The sequence below is a fragment of the Streptomyces millisiae genome (assembly GCF_031845425.1).
Lineage (GTDB): Bacteria > Actinomycetota > Actinomycetes > Streptomycetales > Streptomycetaceae > Streptomyces > Streptomyces millisiae.
In genome coordinates this window covers 1-17,589 of record NZ_JAVREM010000024.1, presented here as the reverse complement: position 1 = coordinate 17,589, position 17,589 = coordinate 1, and the positions used below count along the sequence as shown (strand labels likewise).

Genomic DNA, 17,589 nt, shown 5'->3' with positions numbered 1-17,589 from the left:
TCCTCCTGGTGAATTCGCGGTGGCTGATCCGTTCCGCTCAGCCGAGCCATCGGCGCAGGCCGAGGCGCTCCCACAGCAGGCTGGCCCCGTAGGACAGCGCGACGGTGACGGCCAGCATCCCCAGCATCGTCCAAGCGGCGGCGAAGCCGCTCATGTCGGCGGAGACGAGCGGGTCGACCAGTTCCTCGACGAAGAACACGTGCACCAGGTAGGCGCCGAGCGAGGCGCCGGCGAGCCTGGAGAGCGCGGGCCGCCACCGCTCGGGGACCCGCACCCGGTTGAGCAGCAGGATCAGGCACACGGTGGAGACACCCACGAACAGGTGGGCGTAGGGGATGGGGTAGTGGACCTGGGTGGAGTACCAGAGGGTGCCGGCCAGCGCCGCCGCCAGCACCACGAGCAGGCCCCAGCGCCACCGGGCGGGGACCCGGTGGGGCAGGCCGATCAGCAGCGCGCCGCCGACCGCGTAGATCACCTGGTAGGTGCCGAAGCTCCAGCCGAACTCGGGCAGCTCGTCGAAGCCGGTGACATCGGTCACAGTGGAGAACACGGTCGGGCCGGCCGCGACGCCGAGCAGCGCCAGGCCCAGGCCCCAGGGGTGCTTGCCGGCCCTGACCAGCACCGCGAAGGCGAGCACGGCCACGATCGGGATGTAGGCGTACATGAACCACAGGTGGTACGCCGGGCGGATGTCGCCGAAGAAGGACTGCGCGGCCAGGTCGACCGCCGGGTCGTCGTTGCGGTCGCGCAGCCAGGCCCAGGTGACGTAGGCCAGGCTCCACACGAACACGGGCACGGTGTTGCGGATGATGCGTGTCCACATCTTCCGCTCGTCCCTGGGCGGGGCGCCCACCAGCACCACCCAGCCGGCCATGGCGAAGAACAGCGGCACCGCGAACCGGCTGAACGATTCGCCGACGTGCCCCACCCAGAAGGCGCCGGCCCCGTTGGCCTCCTGGTCGTCGACGGCGTGGATGAAGGAGGACGCGGTGTGCACGAGGATCACGGCGACCGAGCCGATCACCCGCATCAGGTCGACGTCGTGGCGGTGCTCGCGAGCGGGCGGGGCGGGGCCGCGCGGGGGCGACGTCGTCGGCGTCGACAGGGTCGCGGTCGTGGGGGTGGAGTGGGGCATGATTCCGTTCGCGGGTCTCGGGACCAGGGACGTCGGGCCTGTCTAGTCCCCCGGGCGAAACTCCACCTCGCCGTCAAGCGACCAGCAGGTTAACTACCACCCATATCATCTTCTTCTCCTACGGCGGCAAGGATCTCCTGGAGACGTGTCTCACGCGGCCCGTCGAACTGGGGCTCCGGGGTGAAGGCCGCGTCCCAGGCGGCCGGGACGGCGCCCGCGATCTCCCGCAGCGAGCTGAACACCCGCAGGCCACTGAGGTGCTCGGGCACCCCCACGCCGTGGGCGTCGATACCGGCGGCACGGCACAGGGCCAGCGCCCTGGGTATGTGGAACTCCTGCGAGACCAGCAGCGCCCGGGTGACACCGAACACCTCGGCGGCGCGGGCGCACGAGTTCCACGTGTTGAAGCCGGCGTAGTCGGCGACGATCCGCTCCGCCGGCACGCCGAGACCCACCAGGTACTCCCGCATGGCGTCCGGCTCGTTGTACTCCTCGGTGCTGTTGTCCCCCGTGACCAGCAGGGCCTCGACCCGCCCCGAGTGGAAGAGCTCGGCGGCCGCGTCGAGACGGTGCGCCAGCCAGGCCGACGGCTCCCCGCCGGCGCGGAGCCCGGCGCCGAAGACCACCGCGACCGGCGCGGACGGCGCGTCCCCCACGGACCTGATCCGGTCGTGGGTGGAGGCGTGCACCCAGGTGGCCGGCAGCAGCGCGAGCACCACGACGGCCATGACGACCTGCACCAGGGTGCGCTTGCCGCGCACCGTGCGCGGCATCCGGGGCCGGGACACGCTCGGTAGCCGAAACTTCGTCACGCCGTTATCACGTACCGAACGCCGGACAAGTTCCCCACCCGCCCGTTCGAGTGAATAGAGTCTCCGGATGTGGTGAGCGGGCTGAGCGGGATCGACTGGGCGCTGCTCGGCGTCGCGGCGGTCCTGGTGGGCCTGGCCAAGACCTCGATAGGCGGCATCGGCGCCATCAGCGTCGCCCTGTTCGCCGCCGCGCTGCCCGCCCGCGAGTCCAGCGGGGCGCTGCTGCCGCTGCTGATCTTCGGCGACATGCTGGCTGTGCGGGCCTACCGCAGGCACGTGGACTGGTCGGCGCTGCTGCGGCTCTTCCCCTCCGTGGCGGTCGGCGTGGTGCTGGGCGTCGGGTTCATCGCGGTGGTCGACGACACGGTGATGCGCCGCACGATCGGCGGGGTGCTGCTCGCGGTCGTCGCGCTGCACCTGTGGCGGCAGCGGCGCGCGGAGACCGACACCAGCACGGGCCGGTGGCGCGCCCCGGTGTTCGGGCTGCTCGCCGGGTTCACCACGATGGTGGCCAACGCCGGCGGCGCGGTGATGTCGCTGTACCTGCTGTCGGCCGGCTTCCCGAAGCTGGCGTTCCTGGGCACCGCCGCCTGGTTCTTCTTCATCGTCAACCTCTTCAAGGTGCCGTTCAGCGTGGGCCTCGGCCTGATCGACGGGGAGTCGCTGCTGCTGAACGCGGCGCTGGTCGGGGGCGTGCTGCTGGGCGCGTTCGCCGGGCGGCGGCTGATCCGCCGGATCGACCAGGCCAGGTTCGAGCGGCTGGTGCTGCTGTTCACCGTGGTGGCCAGCCTCAACCTGCTGCGCTGAGCGGGTGCGCGCCGGGACGGGCCGGGCGAGGATGAGGAGCATGCTGCTCGCCGACGTCGCGCGGACCTCCCGGGAGGTCGCGGCCACCAGGTCGCGGTCGGCGAAGGTGGCCGCGCTCGCCGGGCTGCTCGCCGGCACCGAGCCGGCCCAGGCCCCGGTCGTCGTCACCTACCTGGCCGGGCGGCTGCCGCAGCGCCGGCTCGGCGTGGGCTGGCGGGCGCTGTCCGGCCAACGGCCGCCGCCCGCCCCCGAGCCCCGGCTCACGGTGGCCGCCACCGACGCGGCGCTGGCCGACATCGCCGCCGCCTCGGGCGCCGGCGCCACGGGCCGGCGCCGGGAGCTGCTCGGCGCGCTGTTCGCCGAGGCCACCGAGGAGGAGCAGGACTTCCTGATCCGGCTGATCAGCGGCGAGCTCAGGCAGGGCGCGCTGGACGCGCTCGCCGCCGAGGGTCTCGCGGCGGCCGTGGGCGCGGCGCCGGACGAGGTGCGGCGGGCCGTGATGCTCGGCGGCTCGCTCGGCGCGGTGGCCGAGGCGCTGCTGGCGCGCGGCCGGGACGCGCTCGCCGAGTTCCGGCTGACCGTGGGCCGGCCCGTGCTGCCGATGCTGGCGCAGAGCGCCGAGGACCTCGACGAGGCGCTCGACCGGCTCGGCCCCTGCGTGGTCGAGGAGAAGCTGGACGGCATCCGGGTGCAGGTGCACCGGGACGGCGACGCGGTGCGGATCTTCACCAGGACCCTGGACGAGATCACCGACCGGCTGCCCGAGGTGCGCGCCGCCGCCCTGGAACTCGACGTGGCCAGCGCGGTGTTGGACGGCGAGGTGATCGCCTTCGACGAGGCCGGCCGGCCGCACCCGTTCCAGGACGTGTCGTTGGGGGCACCTCCCGGCGTTAGCCGGGGGAGGGTCGGCTCGCTCTCCGGCGCGCTGCCGCTCTCCCCGGTCTTCTTCGACCTGTTGACCGTGGACGGCCGCGACCTGCTCGGGCTCCCGACCGAGCGGCGGCACGCCGAGCTGGCCAGGGTGGCGCCCGAGCCGCGCCGGGTGCGGCGGCTGCCGGTGCCAGAACCGGCGTCCGGCGAGTCCAGGCGCGCGGCGCGGGAGTTCGCCGAGGCGGTGCTCGCGCGCGGCCACGAGGGGGTGTTGGTGAAGGCGCTCGACGCGCCCTACAACGCGGGACGGCGCGGCGCGGCCTGGCTCAAGGTGAAGCCGGTGCACACCCTGGACCTGGTGGTGCTGGCCGCCGAGTGGGGCCACGGCCGGCGCCGCGGCCGGCTGTCCAACCTGCACCTGGGCGCGCGGTCGGCGGACGGCACCTCCTTCGTGATGCTGGGCAAGACCTTCAAGGGCATGACCGACGCCATGCTCGCCTGGCAGACCGAACGCCTGCTGGAACTGGCCGAGGACGACGGCGGGCGGGACCGGCGGGACGGCGGGGTGGTGCGGGTGCGGCCCGAACTCGTGGTGGAGGTGGCGTTCGACGGGGTGCAGCGTTCCACACTCCCCCAGACTCCGTCTGGGAGGGGCCCCCAACCGGCGGGTGTGACACTGCGGTTCGCCCGGGTGCTGCGCTACCGGGAGGACAAGCGGGCCGCCGACCCCGAGGCCGTGGCCTCGGTCGACTCGGTGCTCGCGCTGCTGCCCGGGCGCGCCACGGGCTGACGCCCGCGCGCCCCCGCGCGCGACGGCCGTGCGCCGATCGTGGCTGCTTCGTTATGGGCCGGGTGCAACATTCCGCCGGGTAGGCGCATCTTTATCAGTGAGGTCCTTTAGGGTCCGATAGCTCCAGGGGGAACACTGATGCGCACCGCGCTCTTCCGTAGAGTGGCCGCTCCGGCGGCGGCCGCAGCCGCCGTGGCTGCCCTGCTGCTCACCGGCTGTTCGGCGCAGGGCGCCGAGGGCGGGGGGTCAGGCGATCCGTCCAGCTCGGCGCCGGGCGAGGAGGAATCGCCGCGGGAGGACGGGGAGTCGGAGGCCGACGACGGCGCGGCCGAGGAGGAGACCGAGGAGGTCGTGCTCGACTTCGGCGACGAGTCGGAGCAGGTGCGCGAGCTCCAGGCCAGGTTGGCGGCGCTCGGCCACTTCCTGGCCCAGCCGACCGGCTACTACGGGGACGTCACGCTGGGCGCCGTCTCCGAGTACCAGCGGGCCGAGGGCCTCGAGGTCTCGGGCACGGTGTTCGCGAGCACCTGGGCGGCGCTCACCGAGGCCACGGGCGCGCCGAGCCAGGACGAGCTGTACCCGCCCCAGCAGATACTCGGCTACGGGGACAACTCGGACCAGGTGCGGGAGCTCCAGGCCAGGCTCAAGCAGGCGGGCCACTTCGAGGAGAACCCCACCGGCTACTACGGGGACGTCACCACGGCCGCGGTGCGGGCGTTCCAGGAGGCGGCCGGCATCGAGGCCACGGGGACGGTCTTCGAGCCGACCTGGGAGGCGCTGACGAGCCAGACCACGGCCCCCAGCCAGGAGGAGATGTTCCCGCCCGTCGAGATCCCCGAGGTCGAGCCGGCGCAGGAGTTGGACGAGCGCTGCCTGACGGGCCGGGTGCTGTGCGTCTCCAAGACCTCGCAGACGCTGTCCTGGGTGATCGACGGCGAGGTGCGGATGACGGTGGACGTGCGCTTCGGCGCCGAGGAGACGCCCACCAGGGAGGGCGAGTTCGAGGTCTACTGGAAGTCGCGCAACCACCACTCGACGCTCTACGACTCGCCCATGCCCTACGCGATGTTCTTCGACGGCGGCCAGGCCGTGCACTACTCGCAGGACTTCGCGGCCAACGGCTACAACGGCGCCTCCCACGGCTGCGTCAACGTCCGGGACGAGGCCGCGATAGCCCAGCTCTTCGACGAGGTCACCGAGGGCGACCGGGTCGTCGTCTACTGGTGACGCCGCGTCCGGCGCGCCCCGCCCGCGGCCCGGGCCGGGCGCGCCGGGTCGGCCCGGCCGCCGGGGTCAGTCCGGGTTGGGGAGGGGACAGTCCGGCTCCGGTGGGGCGCCCTGTGGCCAGGCGAGCCCCACGAAGCGGATGTCCTCGGTGTCCGCGTCGAGTTCGACCACGACGACGGCCTTGTTGTGGGGGTCGCCATGGTTGTTCAGGCAGATCCAGCCGGAGACGCCCTCGACCTTCCCGCCGCCGTGCATCCGCAGCCAGGAGTTCCCGACGTCCTCCAGGGCGGGCACGGAGACCTCTCCGCCGGTGGAGTTGCGGATCCCCGTGATCGCCGTGAGCGTCGCGTCGTACATCGTGATGGCGCGCCCGTCGGTGAGTTGCTCCACGTCACCCTGCCCGGTCTCGGCCATCAGGTCGAGGAGTTCGCCCAGTGCCTCGGGCGAGCCGCCGGTGCCCGGGGCGTTCTCGCCGGTCCAGGCGTCGGGGTGGGCGATGGTGGCGTAGCGGACGGTCACGTCGTTCTCCAGGGAGCCCCAGTCGAACTCGGGGTCGGTGCGCAGCGTCGAGGCGCCGGAGATGGTGACCACCGTGTACTCCTTCTCGGCGCAGCCGCGGGCGCCCAGCGCGTTGACGAAGAGCCGGAGTTGGACGTTGCGGCCGGCGAAGTAGATCACCTCCGCCTCGGAGGTGCAGATGGTGGCGACCATCCGCTGGAAGTCGTTGGGGAGGTTGCCCTCGTCGGTGAGGTCGGGCGGCGAGACGAACTGCTCGGGGGCGTTGGGCGCGTCCGAGGTCACGCGGCCGAAGACGTCGCGCAGCGAGGCGATGTAGTTGTCGTCCTCGCGCAGGTCCTCGACCAGCAGGGTGCGGGCCGGGTCGATGTTCGAGTAGAGGGAGGCCAGCGCGGCGGCCTGGTCGCTGTTGTCCGGCACCACCCGGGCGAGTCCCGGGTAGCGGATGTGCTCCTCCGAGTTGCCGAGGTCGTCGGCGGTGAGCGGCCCGGCCACCATGGGGATGCCGGCCTCGTTGGTGAGGTAGGAGATGGCCTCGGCCGTCGTGCGGGTGCTGACGTCGAAGCCGACGACGGCGCGCAGGTTGTGCTCGGGGGAGTCGGCCATCCGCCGCAGCTCCTCCGCCACCGGCCGCCACTGGGCGCTGTTGCGGCCCGGGTTGGCGAGCACCAGGCGGATCGGCGGGCGGGTCTGCTGGGCCCGGTGGTTGGCGCGGTACTGGGCGAGGTAGGCGCCCTGCACCTCGTGCAGGGTCTGCCGCCGCTCGACCTCGTCGTCCGAGGTCATCGGGAGGATGAAGGCGACCGTCACATAGGGCACGTCGGAGCCGGTGACCCGGTCGTTCTCCTCCTTGATCCGGGCCGAGACCTCCTCCAGGGCCGGGTGGAAGACGAACTCGCCGTCGGTGACGCCGACGCACTCGGCGTCCGGGCCGCGCTCCTCGACGCCGCGGCCGCAGGAGGTGTCGGGCCAGTAGCGCTCGTAGCCGACCCAGCCGGCCAGGGCGAGCAGGGCCAGCGTGAGCGCGCCCGCCAGGGCTCTGGTGAGCGGACCCCAGCCGCGTAATCTCATGGTCGGTACCCCCTCGGTATCGGCAGATCCGGTGCCTGGGCGCCGTCCCGCAGCCGGGCGGGCCACTCGCGCCAGGCGGCCAGCAGGACGTCGTGCTCGTCGTTGTGCTCGTAGAGGGTGAGCAGCGCGGACTCCACCCGGTCGAAGTCGTCGTCGGTGCCGGCCTGCGCCAGCGGGTCGGACAGCCGCCAGACGGCGTGCACCAGCCGGCTGATCGCCCGGTGGGCCGGCAGCGGGTCCTGGTCCGCGGGACCGCGCGCCGCGCAGACCGGGCAGTCGGTGTCGGTGGACCGCCGGGCCGCGCCGCGCGGCCCCGCCGGGGGGTGGGGGGCGGCGCAGACGACGTTGACGACGGCCAGCCACTCCTCGGGCGGCGCGTTGACGAACCGGTGGTGCAGGGCGCGCTCCACGGTGTCGAGATCGCCGAGGGCGAGGGTGTGGTGCAGATAGGCGACGCCGTGCCTGACCGACCCCGGGGGCAGGTCGTCGCGGTTGTAGCCGGAGCGCAGCCGGCGGTGGAGCCTGGTCCACTGCTCCTCGCCGGCGGTGGCGGCGAGACGGCACAGCAGCAGGGCGCGCAGGGCGCGGTCCCCGACCAGCGGAACGTTTCGGTGCCCCGGTCCGCCCGGCTGGTCCTCCCCGCTCGGCCAGCGCCAGGGCTCGCGGCGCCAGTGCGCGCCGTCCAACTCGTCGCGGACGGCGCGCAGCCGGCCGCTGGCCGGATGGCCGGGGCCGGCGTCCGGCTGCTCGTCCGTGCCGACCAGCGCCCACAGCCGGCGGGCCGCCTCGTCGTCCAGGGCGATGGCCAGCCGCGTCAGGTCGTCGCGCAGCCGGCGGTCGGGCAGCAGCCGCTCCAGCACCTGTTCGCCCACGGTGGCGGGACGGTCCGGCTCGTCCCCGGCCGGCGGCAGCGTGAGCAGCCAGCGGGGCTGCCAGGGGTCGCCTGAGCTGAGCCGTTCCACCACCGCGTCGGCCAGCAGCCGGGCGCAGCCGGCCCGGCCGCCGCTGAACCGGGCGATCAGCCGGGGCAGATGGGGCGGGTAGTCGGCGGAGCCCAGCATCCGCATGATGTCCTCCGGCCGCACGGCGCCCAGTTCGACGCGGAGCAGCCAGCGCTCGGGCGCGCCGCGCTCGGCCGGCAGCCACGGGGTGCGGGCCGCGATGTCGGCCATGCCGAGGCCCCCGGTGTCGATGGCCGGCCTGGTGATCACGACCACCGGGCGCACGGCGCCCCGCGGCAGGGAGTCCCAGGCCCGCAGCAGCACCCGGACGAAGTGCCGGCCGTCGGCGGTGTGGGCGTTGTCGAGCAGGATCAGCGGGGCCGGGGTCCGGTTGCGGCGGCGCAGGAAGCCGTAGTGGTCGGCGATGTCGTGCAGCAGGGCGGCGACCAGCAGTTCCTCTGCGCTCTGCCGGCTGGCGTCGAGCCGGCGGAAGTCCCGTACCAGGGCGAAGAGTCGCTGCAGGTCGTCGCCCTGGAAGCGGCCGAGCCGCTCGCCCCACCAGCGCAGCGCGCCCCGGTCGGGCCGGGCCGCGAGCAGCTGGTCGCGGGCGGTCGCCAGGGTGGCCTGCGTGATGGCCTCCATGCCGGGCAACACGGTCAGCACCGTCGGCAGATGGGTGGAGAGCGCGTCGAACCACTGCCGCAGCAACTCCTTGCGCCGCTTGGCGTCCGGGCTGTCCTCCCGGATGATCTCGCGCAACCGTGCCTCGGCGGTGCGGAGTTCGGCCGGTGCGACGTCCGTCTCCGCGCCGGTGCCAGGTCGCCAGGTGGTGACCACCAGCAGCCCGAGCGCGAGTCGGGGGAAGGTCGGCGCCTGGGTGAACCGCCGTGGCCGCAGCCCGAGTTTGTAGGAGAGCAGGTAGAGCAGCTGGGTCACGGGGGAGGCGTTGCGCGGCGGCTCCGAGCCGCCGCCCGGCAGTCCCGACAGGCCGCTCTCGCCGAATCCCGGCGCCGCCAGGTCGGCCCTGGCCAGCGGCACCCGGCCGTTGTAGCCGGAGTAGAGGGCGTCGAGCAGCACCGTCTTGCCGCCGGCCCGGCCGGCCGACACCTCGACGACGGGCCGGGCGCCGGGGAACTCCTGGGCGATCCGTCGGTCGCGCAGCCGCTCGAGACCGACCAGGCGCGGCACGAGGCCGTCGGTCAGCGCCTCCTGGCCGTGTGCTCCGTGCAGTCGCTCACCCATCGCTCCCCCCAGGGCAATGACCAAGAGCTGTTGTGAACATGACGCACACGGCGGGCCGGGAGTTCCCGTCTCCGCGCCCGAAACGCGCCGGAGCGAGAATGGTGTGATGCGCTACATCATCATCGGCGCCGGCGCGGTCGGCGGAAGCATAGGCGGACGGTTGGCACAGGCTGGGCACGAGGTCGTCCTCGTGGCGCGCGGCGCGCACGGCGAGGCGTTGCGGGAGGGCGGGCTGCGGCTGCTCACCCCGGACGACTCGCTGACGTTGCGGCTGCCGGTGCTGTCCGGGCCCGAGGAGTACCGCCCGACGGCGGAGGACGTGCTGGTGCTGGCCGTCAAGACGCAGGACACGGTGGCCGCCCTGGACGCCTGGGCCCCGGTGGCCGGCGACCTGCCGCTGCTGTGCGCGCAGAACGGCGTGGCCAACGAGCGTCTCGCACTGCGGCGGTTCCCCCGGGTGTACGGGGTCTGCGTGTGGCTGCCCTCCGTGTTCCTGGAGCCGGGCGTGGTGGTCGCGCCCTGCGCCCCGCTGAGCGGGATGCTGCACCTCGGTCGCTACCCGGGCGGCGTGGACGACACGGCCCGGCGGATCGCCGAGGACCTGGAGCGCTCCTGCTTCCTGGCCCCGGTCCAGGAGGACGTGATGCGCTGGAAGTACGCCAAGCTGCTGATGAACCTGGCCAACTCGGTGGAGGCGGTCGCCGGGCCGCTCGGCGCCGACCCGGCGCTCGGCGAGCTGTTCCACCGGGCCGCGAACGAGGGCCGCGAGGTGTTCGCGGCGGCCGGCATCCCCTTCGCGGGCCAGGAGGAGCAACGCGCGCTGCGCGGCGACCGGATGGACATCCGCGATGTGCCGGGGGCGCCGGCGAGCCGCGGCTCGTCCTGGCAGAGCCTGCGCCGCGGCACCGGGACCATCGAGGCGGACTACCTCAACGGCGAGATCGTGCTGTTGGGCCGCCTGCACGGGGTGCCGACCCCGGTCAACGAGGCGCTGACGCGGATCGCCAACGCCTTCGCGCGGGACGGCCGGGAGCCCGGTTCGCTGCCGGCCGCCGAGCTGGCCGCGCTGGTCTGAGGCCCCCGCCTCCCCCCTTGATCCCCTTGGATTTCCCGGTTTTTCGCGGTACCCCGGGCGGCGCGGCCGCCCGGGAGGTACCGTCGTTCCGGCGCTCCTATGCCACCCCTCTGCGGCGCCGTCAAGTCGCCTTAGCCCGGACGGGTGGTTTCCGTTCCGCTGGGTATTCCACAGAGAGAGTCCTCGTTCTCCCCACCAGGACCCCCAACATCCCTCACACGGGTGACTTCACGGACCGCATAGTCCGATCGGGCCATCAAAGATTAGGCCCATAGGGGGTGTTGCGTTGCCGTCCGCCTTCCGTAACGTCCTCAACTGGCAAGCGGTCATATGCCACTTGCCGCCGTGGGGGAGCCCTCGTCTGGGAGAGGAACGGCACCGGCATGAGCTGGGTTGTGGACTGGACTAAGCACGCGGTCTGCCGCAAGACGGATCCGGATGAACTGTTCGTTCAGGGCGCCGCGCAGAACCGCGCCAAGGCGGTGTGCAGCGGCTGCCCCGTGCGGGCCGAGTGCCTGGCGTACGGCCTGGACAACCGCGTGGAGTTCGGCGTCTGGGGCGGCATGACCGAGCGCGAGCGCCGCGCCCTGCTGCGCAGGCGCCCCACGGTCGCCTCGTGGCAGCGGCTGCTGCAGACCGCCAAGGCCGAGTACGAGAAGCGCAGCATGCGCTCCTCCACCTCCAGAATCGCCTGAGCCCTCTCGGCCGTCCCCGGCTCAGTCGTCGCCCGCCTCGGGCGCGCGCTCGCTCAGCCGGGCGTGCCGCTGGCGGGCGGCCTGCGGGGTGCCGAGGCCGAGGCCGAAGGCGATCTCCTGCCAGGTGAGCCCGCGCCCGCGGGCCATGGTGAGCAGCCCGGCCTCCAGCTCGTCGAGCTCCGCCCGCACCCGGGGCATCAGCGTCAGCGCGGCCATGATGTCCGCCCGGTCGACCTCCGGCTCCCCCTCCTCGGGCCGCGCCGCGCCGCTCAGCAGGAAGGCGACCAGCCGGACGGCCTCGTGCGGGGCCGGCAGGTGCGGGTTGGTCTGGCGGGCGCGCTGTGCCTCGGTGGCCGCGTGCCGCTCGGCGATCCTGAACAGCGCGGCGGCGCCCCGGTGTTCGCGCGCCGCGGCGGCGTCGGGGGGAGTAAACGGGTCGGGTGCGAGTGCTTCCGTCATGGCACAAGCCTGCCCCCGGGTTCACTCCATTGTCAACGAATTGACGTGAACGAATCGTTCAACAGGCGCAGGCGTCGGGCGAGGCTCAGCGGCGCGCCCGGAGCGAGAACATCAGCGGCACTCGGGGATGCCCCGGCGGGAAGGTGAAGATCCCCGGCTCGCTCTCCTCGAGCACCGGATAGCGCTGGAAGATCGTGAACGGGTGCTCGTGCAGGAACTCGACCCGCAGCCCGGCTCCCGCCAGCGCGCTGACGACCTCCCCCAGCGGGTGGAGGAACTGCACGGACACCGTCTTCTCCAGCGCGGGCCCGTCCGTGTAGGTGTACGCGTGGTCCTGGCGCCACGGCTCCGCGTCGAAGTAGTCGTGGTCGACCGTCCGCCCGTCCTCCCCCAGCATGTCGGTGGCCGGGTGGAACTCCACCAGGTACAGCGCCCCGCCCTCGGCCAGCAGGCCGGCCACGACCTCGGCCCAGCGGGTCAGGTCGGGCAGCCACACCAGGGAGCCGAGCCCCGTGTAGACGATGTCGAACCGCTCGCCGGGCAGCGCGGCGGGCGCCTCGTAGACGTCGGAGACCACGAACCGTGCCCGGTCGGCGAGGCCGACGTCGGCCGCCAGCGCGCGGGCCTGCTCAACGGCCTTCGCCGAGAAGTCGAGGCCGGTGACCTCGGCTCCCAACCGCCCCCAGGACAGGGTGTCCTGCCCCATGTGGCACTGCAGGTGCAGCAGCCGCTTCCCCGCCACCTCGCCCAACTCGGCCCGCTCGAACGAGCGGAGCGGCGAGGCGCCGGCCCGGAACCCCGGCAGGTCGTAGAAGGAGCTCTCCGCGTGCACCCGCACCCGGTCGTCCCAGTTCTCGCGGTTCACCGTCAGCCAGTCGTCGTTCACGATCCGCGACCGTAACAGCGGCGCCCGCGCGGCCACCAACGCTTTTCCGCCCCGGTCACGAGGCGTCGCGGTAGGCGTGCGGTGCCACCCCCGTCAGCCGCCGGAAGACGCGGCTGAAGTAGGCCCGGTCGTGGAAGCCGACCGCCCGGGCCACCGTCTGCACGTTGTCGTCGCTGCGTTGCAGCCGCTCCTTGGCCCGCTCGATGCGCAACCGGGTCAGGTACTCCCAGAGGGTCAGCCCGAGTTCGCGGTGGAAGAGCCGGCCCAGGTGGTCCTCGCTGACGCCCGCCGCCTGCGCGATCTGCCAGCGCGAGAAGCGGTGCCGGTAGTGCTGCTCGATGTAGGCCAGCGCGTAGCGCACCGGCGCCGGGTCGGCCGCCCGCTGCTGGCGCTGCGAGGCCGAGGTCAACGACGTCAGCAGCCGCGCCGTCTCGGCGTCGGTGAGGATGCCCCGGCCCAGCAGGACGAGCCCGGGGTGCGGCTCGGCGCGTCGGACGTCGGCGAAGGTGAACCCCTCGTCGCTCAGCATCAGCACCGGGCAGTCGTGCCACAGCCGTTCCACCAGCTCGAAGCCGCCCATGTCGGGCAGCACCCGCTCCACGACCAGCAGCCCCGGCGCCTCCTCGGCCAGCAGCGCCAGCGCCGTCGTGCCGTCCGCCGCCGCGCGCACCGTGCGCCCGGGCAGCACGCCGGTCAGCAGCCGCCGGAACCGCTCCCTGGAGGCCGCCGAGCCGCCCACCACCAGCGCCGGCGCGGCGAGTCCCGAGGGGCGCAGCGCGTGCAGCGCCTGGTTGAGGTCCTTGCCGACGATCGGGCCGTACAGCAGGAACGGCACGTCGCGCAGCGCCGGATGGTCGTGCAGCCGGCGGACGGCCGCCCACTCCTGCGGGGTCGCCTGGCCGGCGTCCCAGGCGACGGCCGCCGGCGGGTGGGCGGCCACCACGGTCGCGATGTCCTCGTCCTGGTGCGGCCGGTGCGGGCGCAGACCGTGCCGGCGCGCGACGGTGGCCACCTCGGGCAGCGCGCGCTCCACGATCAGCAGGGTGGGGCCGGCCGGGCCCCGCGCGGCCCGGGGCCCGGTCGGCTCGGCCGGCGTGGGCAGCGGCAGGTCGAGCCGGAAACCGAAGGGGCCGGGGCCGCGGTGCAGGGTGACCGAGCCGCCGTGCAGCACGGCCAGCCGGCGGGCCATCGCCAGGCCGAGCCGGCCGCCGGGCCCGCCGGCCGCGAACGGCTGGAAGTACCGCTCGTCCTCGGCCGGTTCGTGCGACGGCGCGGCCAACTCGGGGCTGGTGACCAGCACGGTGAGCCACGGCGGCGCCACGTCCACGCTCAGGTCCGGGTAACGCCCGGCCGCCGTCAACAGGTTGTGGACGATCTGGCGCAGCCGGTCCGGGTCGGCGCAGAGCGCGGGCAGCCGGCGCGGCAGCCTGAGCCGGCCACCGGCCGCCGCGTCCTGGAACGTCTCGGCGAGCAGCGGACGCGGGTCGAGCAGCCGCCGGTCGAGGCCGAGCGCGTCGATCTCGGAGCGCGAGAGGTCGAGCAGGTCGTCGATCAGCCGCAGCAGCCGGGCCGCCTCCTCGTGCGCCGGCTCGCCCGGCGTGGTGTGGCCGAGGATGGCCTCGACGGGTGTGCGCAGCTCGTCGCTGGCGTTGCCGAGCAGCCGGGTCTTGAAGCTGCTGGCCTGCTCGGCGGCGTCCCTCGCCCGGCGCACCTCGGTGAACAGCCGAACCCCCTTGAGCGCGGCGCTGATCTGCTCGCCGAGCGCCCGGTAGAGCGCCCCGTGCCGGGCGGCGTAGCGGCGCGGCCCCGCGTCGAACACGGCGTAGCCGAGCGGTTCGTCGCCGATGTGCAGCGGTTCGAGCACGGCCGTGAACCGCCGCTCACCGTCCGCCGGCGGCAGCGGCGGCGGGCCCTGCGGCGCCGCGCCCTCGGCCTCCGCCACGACCAACCGATGCCCGGGGATGGCGAGTTGGGGCAGATGGCGGTCGAGTGCCGCGTCGATCTCGGACAGGTCGACGGCGGTGGTGAGGGTGGTGGACAGCACGCGCAGCCGCCGGGACTCCTGCTCCAGGGTCCAGCGCTCGTACTCGAGCAGCCGGCGCGACTTGTCGGCCACCATCAACCTGGCCTGGCCCAGCAGCCGTTCGGCACGCGGGTCGGCCGGCACCGCGGCGCGCAGCCGCAGCAGCGCGCGGTCCCAGGCGGCGATGTCCTCGAAGCCCTCGATGCCCCCGACACGGCGCTCCAACTCGCCGAGGAACGCGCCGCCGTCGGCCTCGGCGTCCGCGTGGAAGGCGGTGCGTAACTCCTCGTCGAGCGGGCCTGGCGCCGACTCCGGCGGCTCGGCGGGCGGTTGCGGACCCGCGCCGCCCTGGGTGACCAGCGGCGAGGGGCAGCCGCAGGACCTGCGGATGACCAGCGTGCCGGGCACCGCCCTGCGCTCCGGCGGCCGGACGCCGCGCAGCCTGGCGAGGATGGTCTCCACGGCGAGCGAACCGAGTTCGCCGAACGGCAGCGCGACGGAGGTCAGCGGCGGGTCGCTGATCCTGGCCTCGACCGAGTCGTTGAAGCTGATCAGCGCGACGTCCTCGGGCACCCGCACGCCGCGCTCGGTGAGCAGCCGCAGCGCGTCGGCGGCCAGCACGTCGCTGCACGCCACGACGGCGTCGAAGTCGCGCCCCGGGCGCAGTCCGCGCACGTCGAGCAGCACCCGCATCGCCGTGGCGCCGGCGCCGGCCGCGTAGTCGAGGGAGGCCGAGACCAGCGCCCGGTCCTGCGGGATGCGGTACCTGGCCAGCGCGTCGCTGAAGGCGCGGAACCGGTCGAGCGCCACCGGGTTGGCCATCGGCCCACGCAGACAGGCGAGTCGGCGGCGGCCGTGGTGCTCGACGAGGTGCCCGACGGCCTTGCGCATCCCGGCGTACGAGTCGAGCAGCAGCGTCTCGTGCCCGTCCAGCGCCCGGTTGAGACTGATCACCTGGCCGAGGCCGCCCAGCCTGCGGACCAGCGCGGCGGAGCGCTCGCCGCCGACCGGCAGGCCGAGCGTCGAGGTCCAGCAGATCGCGCCGTCCAGCCCTGACTGGTCGAGGAGTTCGTAGAGCGCGTTGCGCGGGGCGCCGCCGGGGGTGAGGGCGTCACCCGGGAAACAGACGATGTTGACGTCCTCGCGCTCCGCCGCCTCGAGCACGCCTGACCAGAGGGAGGCGCCGACGCCGAGGTGGATGTTGGCCGTGACCAGGCCGATGGTCGGCCTGCGGAGACGCCGTGGCCGCGGCTGCCGCTGACCGTTGTGACGCCACGCCGGTGGGGACCCGTGTTCCGCCATGGGGCTTCCTCGCTCCTGGGACGGACGGACGGCTGCGAGCGCTGGGGGCGCTGTGGGCTTTCAACGTTTCAGTGCTGGGGTGGCGTGGACGATAGCGCCGGGGAGCGACGCCGACAAGGCCGGCGGCACGGTGGGATACCGCGAGCCGCCGGCCTGTCGCCGGGAAGTCCGGGAGTGGTACGGGTGGTGCGGGCGGGTCAGATCCTGCCCACGCCGGCCCCGGAGGTCACGCTGGACTTGACGCCCGAGGGGGTGTCGACGCTGTAGCTGTACGGGATGCCGGCGACGCTGCCGCCGGTCTCGCCGGTGCCCGAGTTGACGAAGTGGTTGTTACGGGCCACCAGCGCGCCGTCGGGCGAGCTGCCCTCGCCCCGGTGGAACGGGTCGTCGGTGTTCTCGAAGAAGTTGCCCTCGACCAGCACGCCGGCGTTGGTGGTGGAGGCGACGCCGTAACTACCGATGTTGCTGTAGTAGTTGTTGTAGACGTGCACCGGGTTGCCGAAGCGCACCCGCGGGTTGCGCTGGTTGGTGCCGTCGTACCAGTTGTGGTGGTAGGTCACCCGCAGCCGACCCGAGTCCTCGGAGCTGTTGTCGTCCGAGTGGCCGAGCAGGCTGTTCTTGTCCTGTCCGTAGAAGCGGTTCCAGGACACGGTGATGTTGTCCGACGCCCGCTTGATGTCGAGGGCGCCGTCGTTGTGGCCGGTGAAGTTGTTGTGGTCGACCCAGACGTTGGTCGAGTACTCGATGTTGATGCCGTCGTCGGCCGAGCCCGAGAACGTGATGTTCTGGATGATCACGTTGTTGGCCTGCCGGATGTTCAGGCCGTAGCCCGTGATCCGGGCGTTGCTGCCGACGCCGATGATCGTCTTGTTGGAGGTCACCCGCGTCATGCTCGACAGGTTGATCGTGCCGCTGACGCGGATCTCCTGGGTGGAACTGCTCGCTGCCGCCGAGGCGAAGGCACTGGCGGACGTCACCGTCACGACACTGCCGCCCGCACCGCCGGTGGTGGCCCGGCCGAAGCCGGTGGGGGTCCCGACGGCGACCGTCTCGACCGGCTCCGCCGCGACGCCGCTCGTCGCGGTGAGCCCGCCGAGGGTCACCACCGCTGTCATCACTGCCACTGCACTGCCCAGCCTGAATCGCGCGCTCGTCCTGCGCATGGGATTCTCCGTCCGGATTGTGTGGGGGGTGAATCGTTTTGATGCTAGGACCGGCGCTGTGGACGATGACGGTGAGTGTGTGGACTATTACGCGCGGCGGAGCGCTGGCCGCGCGGGCTGGGGCGACGGCGCGACGGCGCTGCGCGCCGGCTGTGGCCGCGCGCCCGGGCGGGCTTGCCGCTGCGCGGCGGCACTGCCCGCCGAACCGGCGGCGCCGCGCGCTGCCCGCAGGGCTCGGGCGACGGCGCGGCCTCCGCAAGCCGGCCTGACCGGCAGCCTGTCACACGTTCCGCCCGGAGGCGAGAGCGCCTCGGCGCACCACACGGCCGTCGCGGGCCGACCACACCACCGGCGGCAGACGCGTAGCGCCGGCAGCGCAGGGCAGCCGTGCCAACACCACGCGCCTCGCACCGCGGCTACGGGGGCGCGCAGCACGGAAGTGCGGGTGAGTGGGTGGCGCTGCCCTGCGCTGCCGCCGGGACGCAGAGGCTCGCCCCCCGCCAGAGGCGACGCGCCGCGCCGATCGCCGGGGACCGGGCAGGCGCGCAGCGTGGAAGGGCGGGCGGGTCGAGCGT

12 protein-coding genes and 1 pseudogene are annotated in these 17,589 nt (G+C 73.6%); 5 read left to right on the top strand and 8 right to left on the bottom strand.

Features of this window, described 5'->3' with window-relative positions:
* Positions 1 to 37: 37 nt before the first annotated feature.
* Together RNC47_RS18810 and RNC47_RS18805 are read right to left on the bottom strand one after the other, a co-directional pair.
* Positions 38 to 1,135, bottom strand: coding sequence for an acyltransferase (locus RNC47_RS18810; RefSeq protein WP_311600254.1), 1,098 nt, complete (start codon positions 1,133 to 1,135; stop codon positions 38 to 40).
* Between the two features lie 89 nt (positions 1,136 to 1,224).
* Positions 1,225 to 1,908, bottom strand: a complete 684-nt coding sequence (locus RNC47_RS18805) for a SanA/YdcF family protein (protein ID WP_311600356.1) — start codon at positions 1,906 to 1,908, stop codon at positions 1,225 to 1,227.
* A gap of 111 nt (positions 1,909 to 2,019) precedes the next feature.
* Between RNC47_RS18805 and RNC47_RS18800 the strand changes: the two genes are divergently transcribed.
* The 3 genes from RNC47_RS18800 to RNC47_RS18790 all read left to right on the top strand — a co-directional run bounded on the left by RNC47_RS18800 (position 2,020) and on the right by RNC47_RS18790 (position 5,641).
* Complete coding sequence (locus RNC47_RS18800) at positions 2,020 to 2,754, top strand: sulfite exporter TauE/SafE family protein (RefSeq protein ID WP_311600355.1); 735 nt, start codon at positions 2,020 to 2,022, stop codon at positions 2,752 to 2,754.
* 40 nt (positions 2,755 to 2,794) lie between these two features.
* On the top strand, positions 2,795 to 4,414 hold the full coding sequence (locus RNC47_RS18795; protein ID WP_311600252.1) for an ATP-dependent DNA ligase: 1,620 nt from the start codon (positions 2,795 to 2,797) through the stop codon (positions 4,412 to 4,414).
* A gap of 138 nt (positions 4,415 to 4,552) precedes the next feature.
* Positions 4,553 to 5,641 carry a L,D-transpeptidase family protein gene (locus RNC47_RS18790; RefSeq protein WP_311600250.1) on the top strand — a complete coding sequence of 363 codons (1,089 nt, stop codon included), beginning with the start codon at positions 4,553 to 4,555 and terminating at the stop codon, positions 5,639 to 5,641.
* A gap of 66 nt (positions 5,642 to 5,707) precedes the next feature.
* Here the strand turns inward: RNC47_RS18790 and RNC47_RS18785 are convergent, their stop codons facing one another.
* Both RNC47_RS18785 and RNC47_RS18780 read right to left on the bottom strand, forming a co-directional pair.
* On the bottom strand, positions 5,708 to 7,228 hold the full coding sequence (locus RNC47_RS18785) for an ABC transporter substrate-binding protein (protein ID WP_311600248.1): 1,521 nt from the start codon (positions 7,226 to 7,228) through the stop codon (positions 5,708 to 5,710).
* On the bottom strand, positions 7,225 to 9,411 hold the full coding sequence (locus RNC47_RS18780) for a hypothetical protein (protein ID WP_311600246.1): 2,187 nt from the start codon (positions 9,409 to 9,411) through the stop codon (positions 7,225 to 7,227). The genes RNC47_RS18785 and RNC47_RS18780 overlap by 4 nt, the downstream gene beginning before the upstream one ends.
* A 106-nt stretch (positions 9,412 to 9,517) precedes the next feature.
* Here RNC47_RS18780 and RNC47_RS18775 point away from each other — a divergent pair, with 106 nt between their 5' ends.
* Both RNC47_RS18775 and RNC47_RS18770 read left to right on the top strand, forming a co-directional pair.
* A complete protein-coding gene (locus RNC47_RS18775) occupies positions 9,518 to 10,486 on the top strand; it encodes a ketopantoate reductase family protein (RefSeq protein ID WP_311600245.1) in 969 nt (322 codons plus the stop codon).
* 337 nt (positions 10,487 to 10,823) lie between these two features.
* A pseudogene (locus tag RNC47_RS18770) lies at positions 10,824 to 11,181 on the top strand (WhiB family transcriptional regulator).
* 21 nt (positions 11,182 to 11,202) lie between these two features.
* Here the strand turns inward: RNC47_RS18770 and RNC47_RS18765 are convergent.
* The 4 genes from RNC47_RS18765 to RNC47_RS18750 form a co-directional block, all read right to left on the bottom strand.
* A complete protein-coding gene (locus RNC47_RS18765) occupies positions 11,203 to 11,640 on the bottom strand; it encodes a DNA-binding protein (RefSeq protein ID WP_311600243.1) in 438 nt (145 codons plus the stop codon).
* Positions 11,641 to 11,725: 85 nt separating this feature from the next.
* The gene (locus RNC47_RS18760; RefSeq protein ID WP_311600354.1) at positions 11,726 to 12,529 is read right to left on the bottom strand and encodes a class I SAM-dependent methyltransferase; all 804 of its coding nucleotides are present in this window, start codon (positions 12,527 to 12,529) and stop codon (positions 11,726 to 11,728) included.
* A gap of 52 nt (positions 12,530 to 12,581) precedes the next feature.
* The gene (locus tag RNC47_RS18755) at positions 12,582 to 15,851 is read right to left on the bottom strand and encodes a substrate-binding domain-containing protein (RefSeq protein WP_311600241.1); all 3,270 of its coding nucleotides are present in this window, start codon (positions 15,849 to 15,851) and stop codon (positions 12,582 to 12,584) included.
* Between the two features lie 197 nt (positions 15,852 to 16,048).
* Positions 16,049 to 16,966, bottom strand: coding sequence for a pectate lyase family protein (locus RNC47_RS18750; RefSeq protein ID WP_311600239.1), 918 nt, complete (start codon positions 16,964 to 16,966; stop codon positions 16,049 to 16,051).
* Between the last annotated feature and the right edge of the window lie 623 nt (positions 16,967 to 17,589).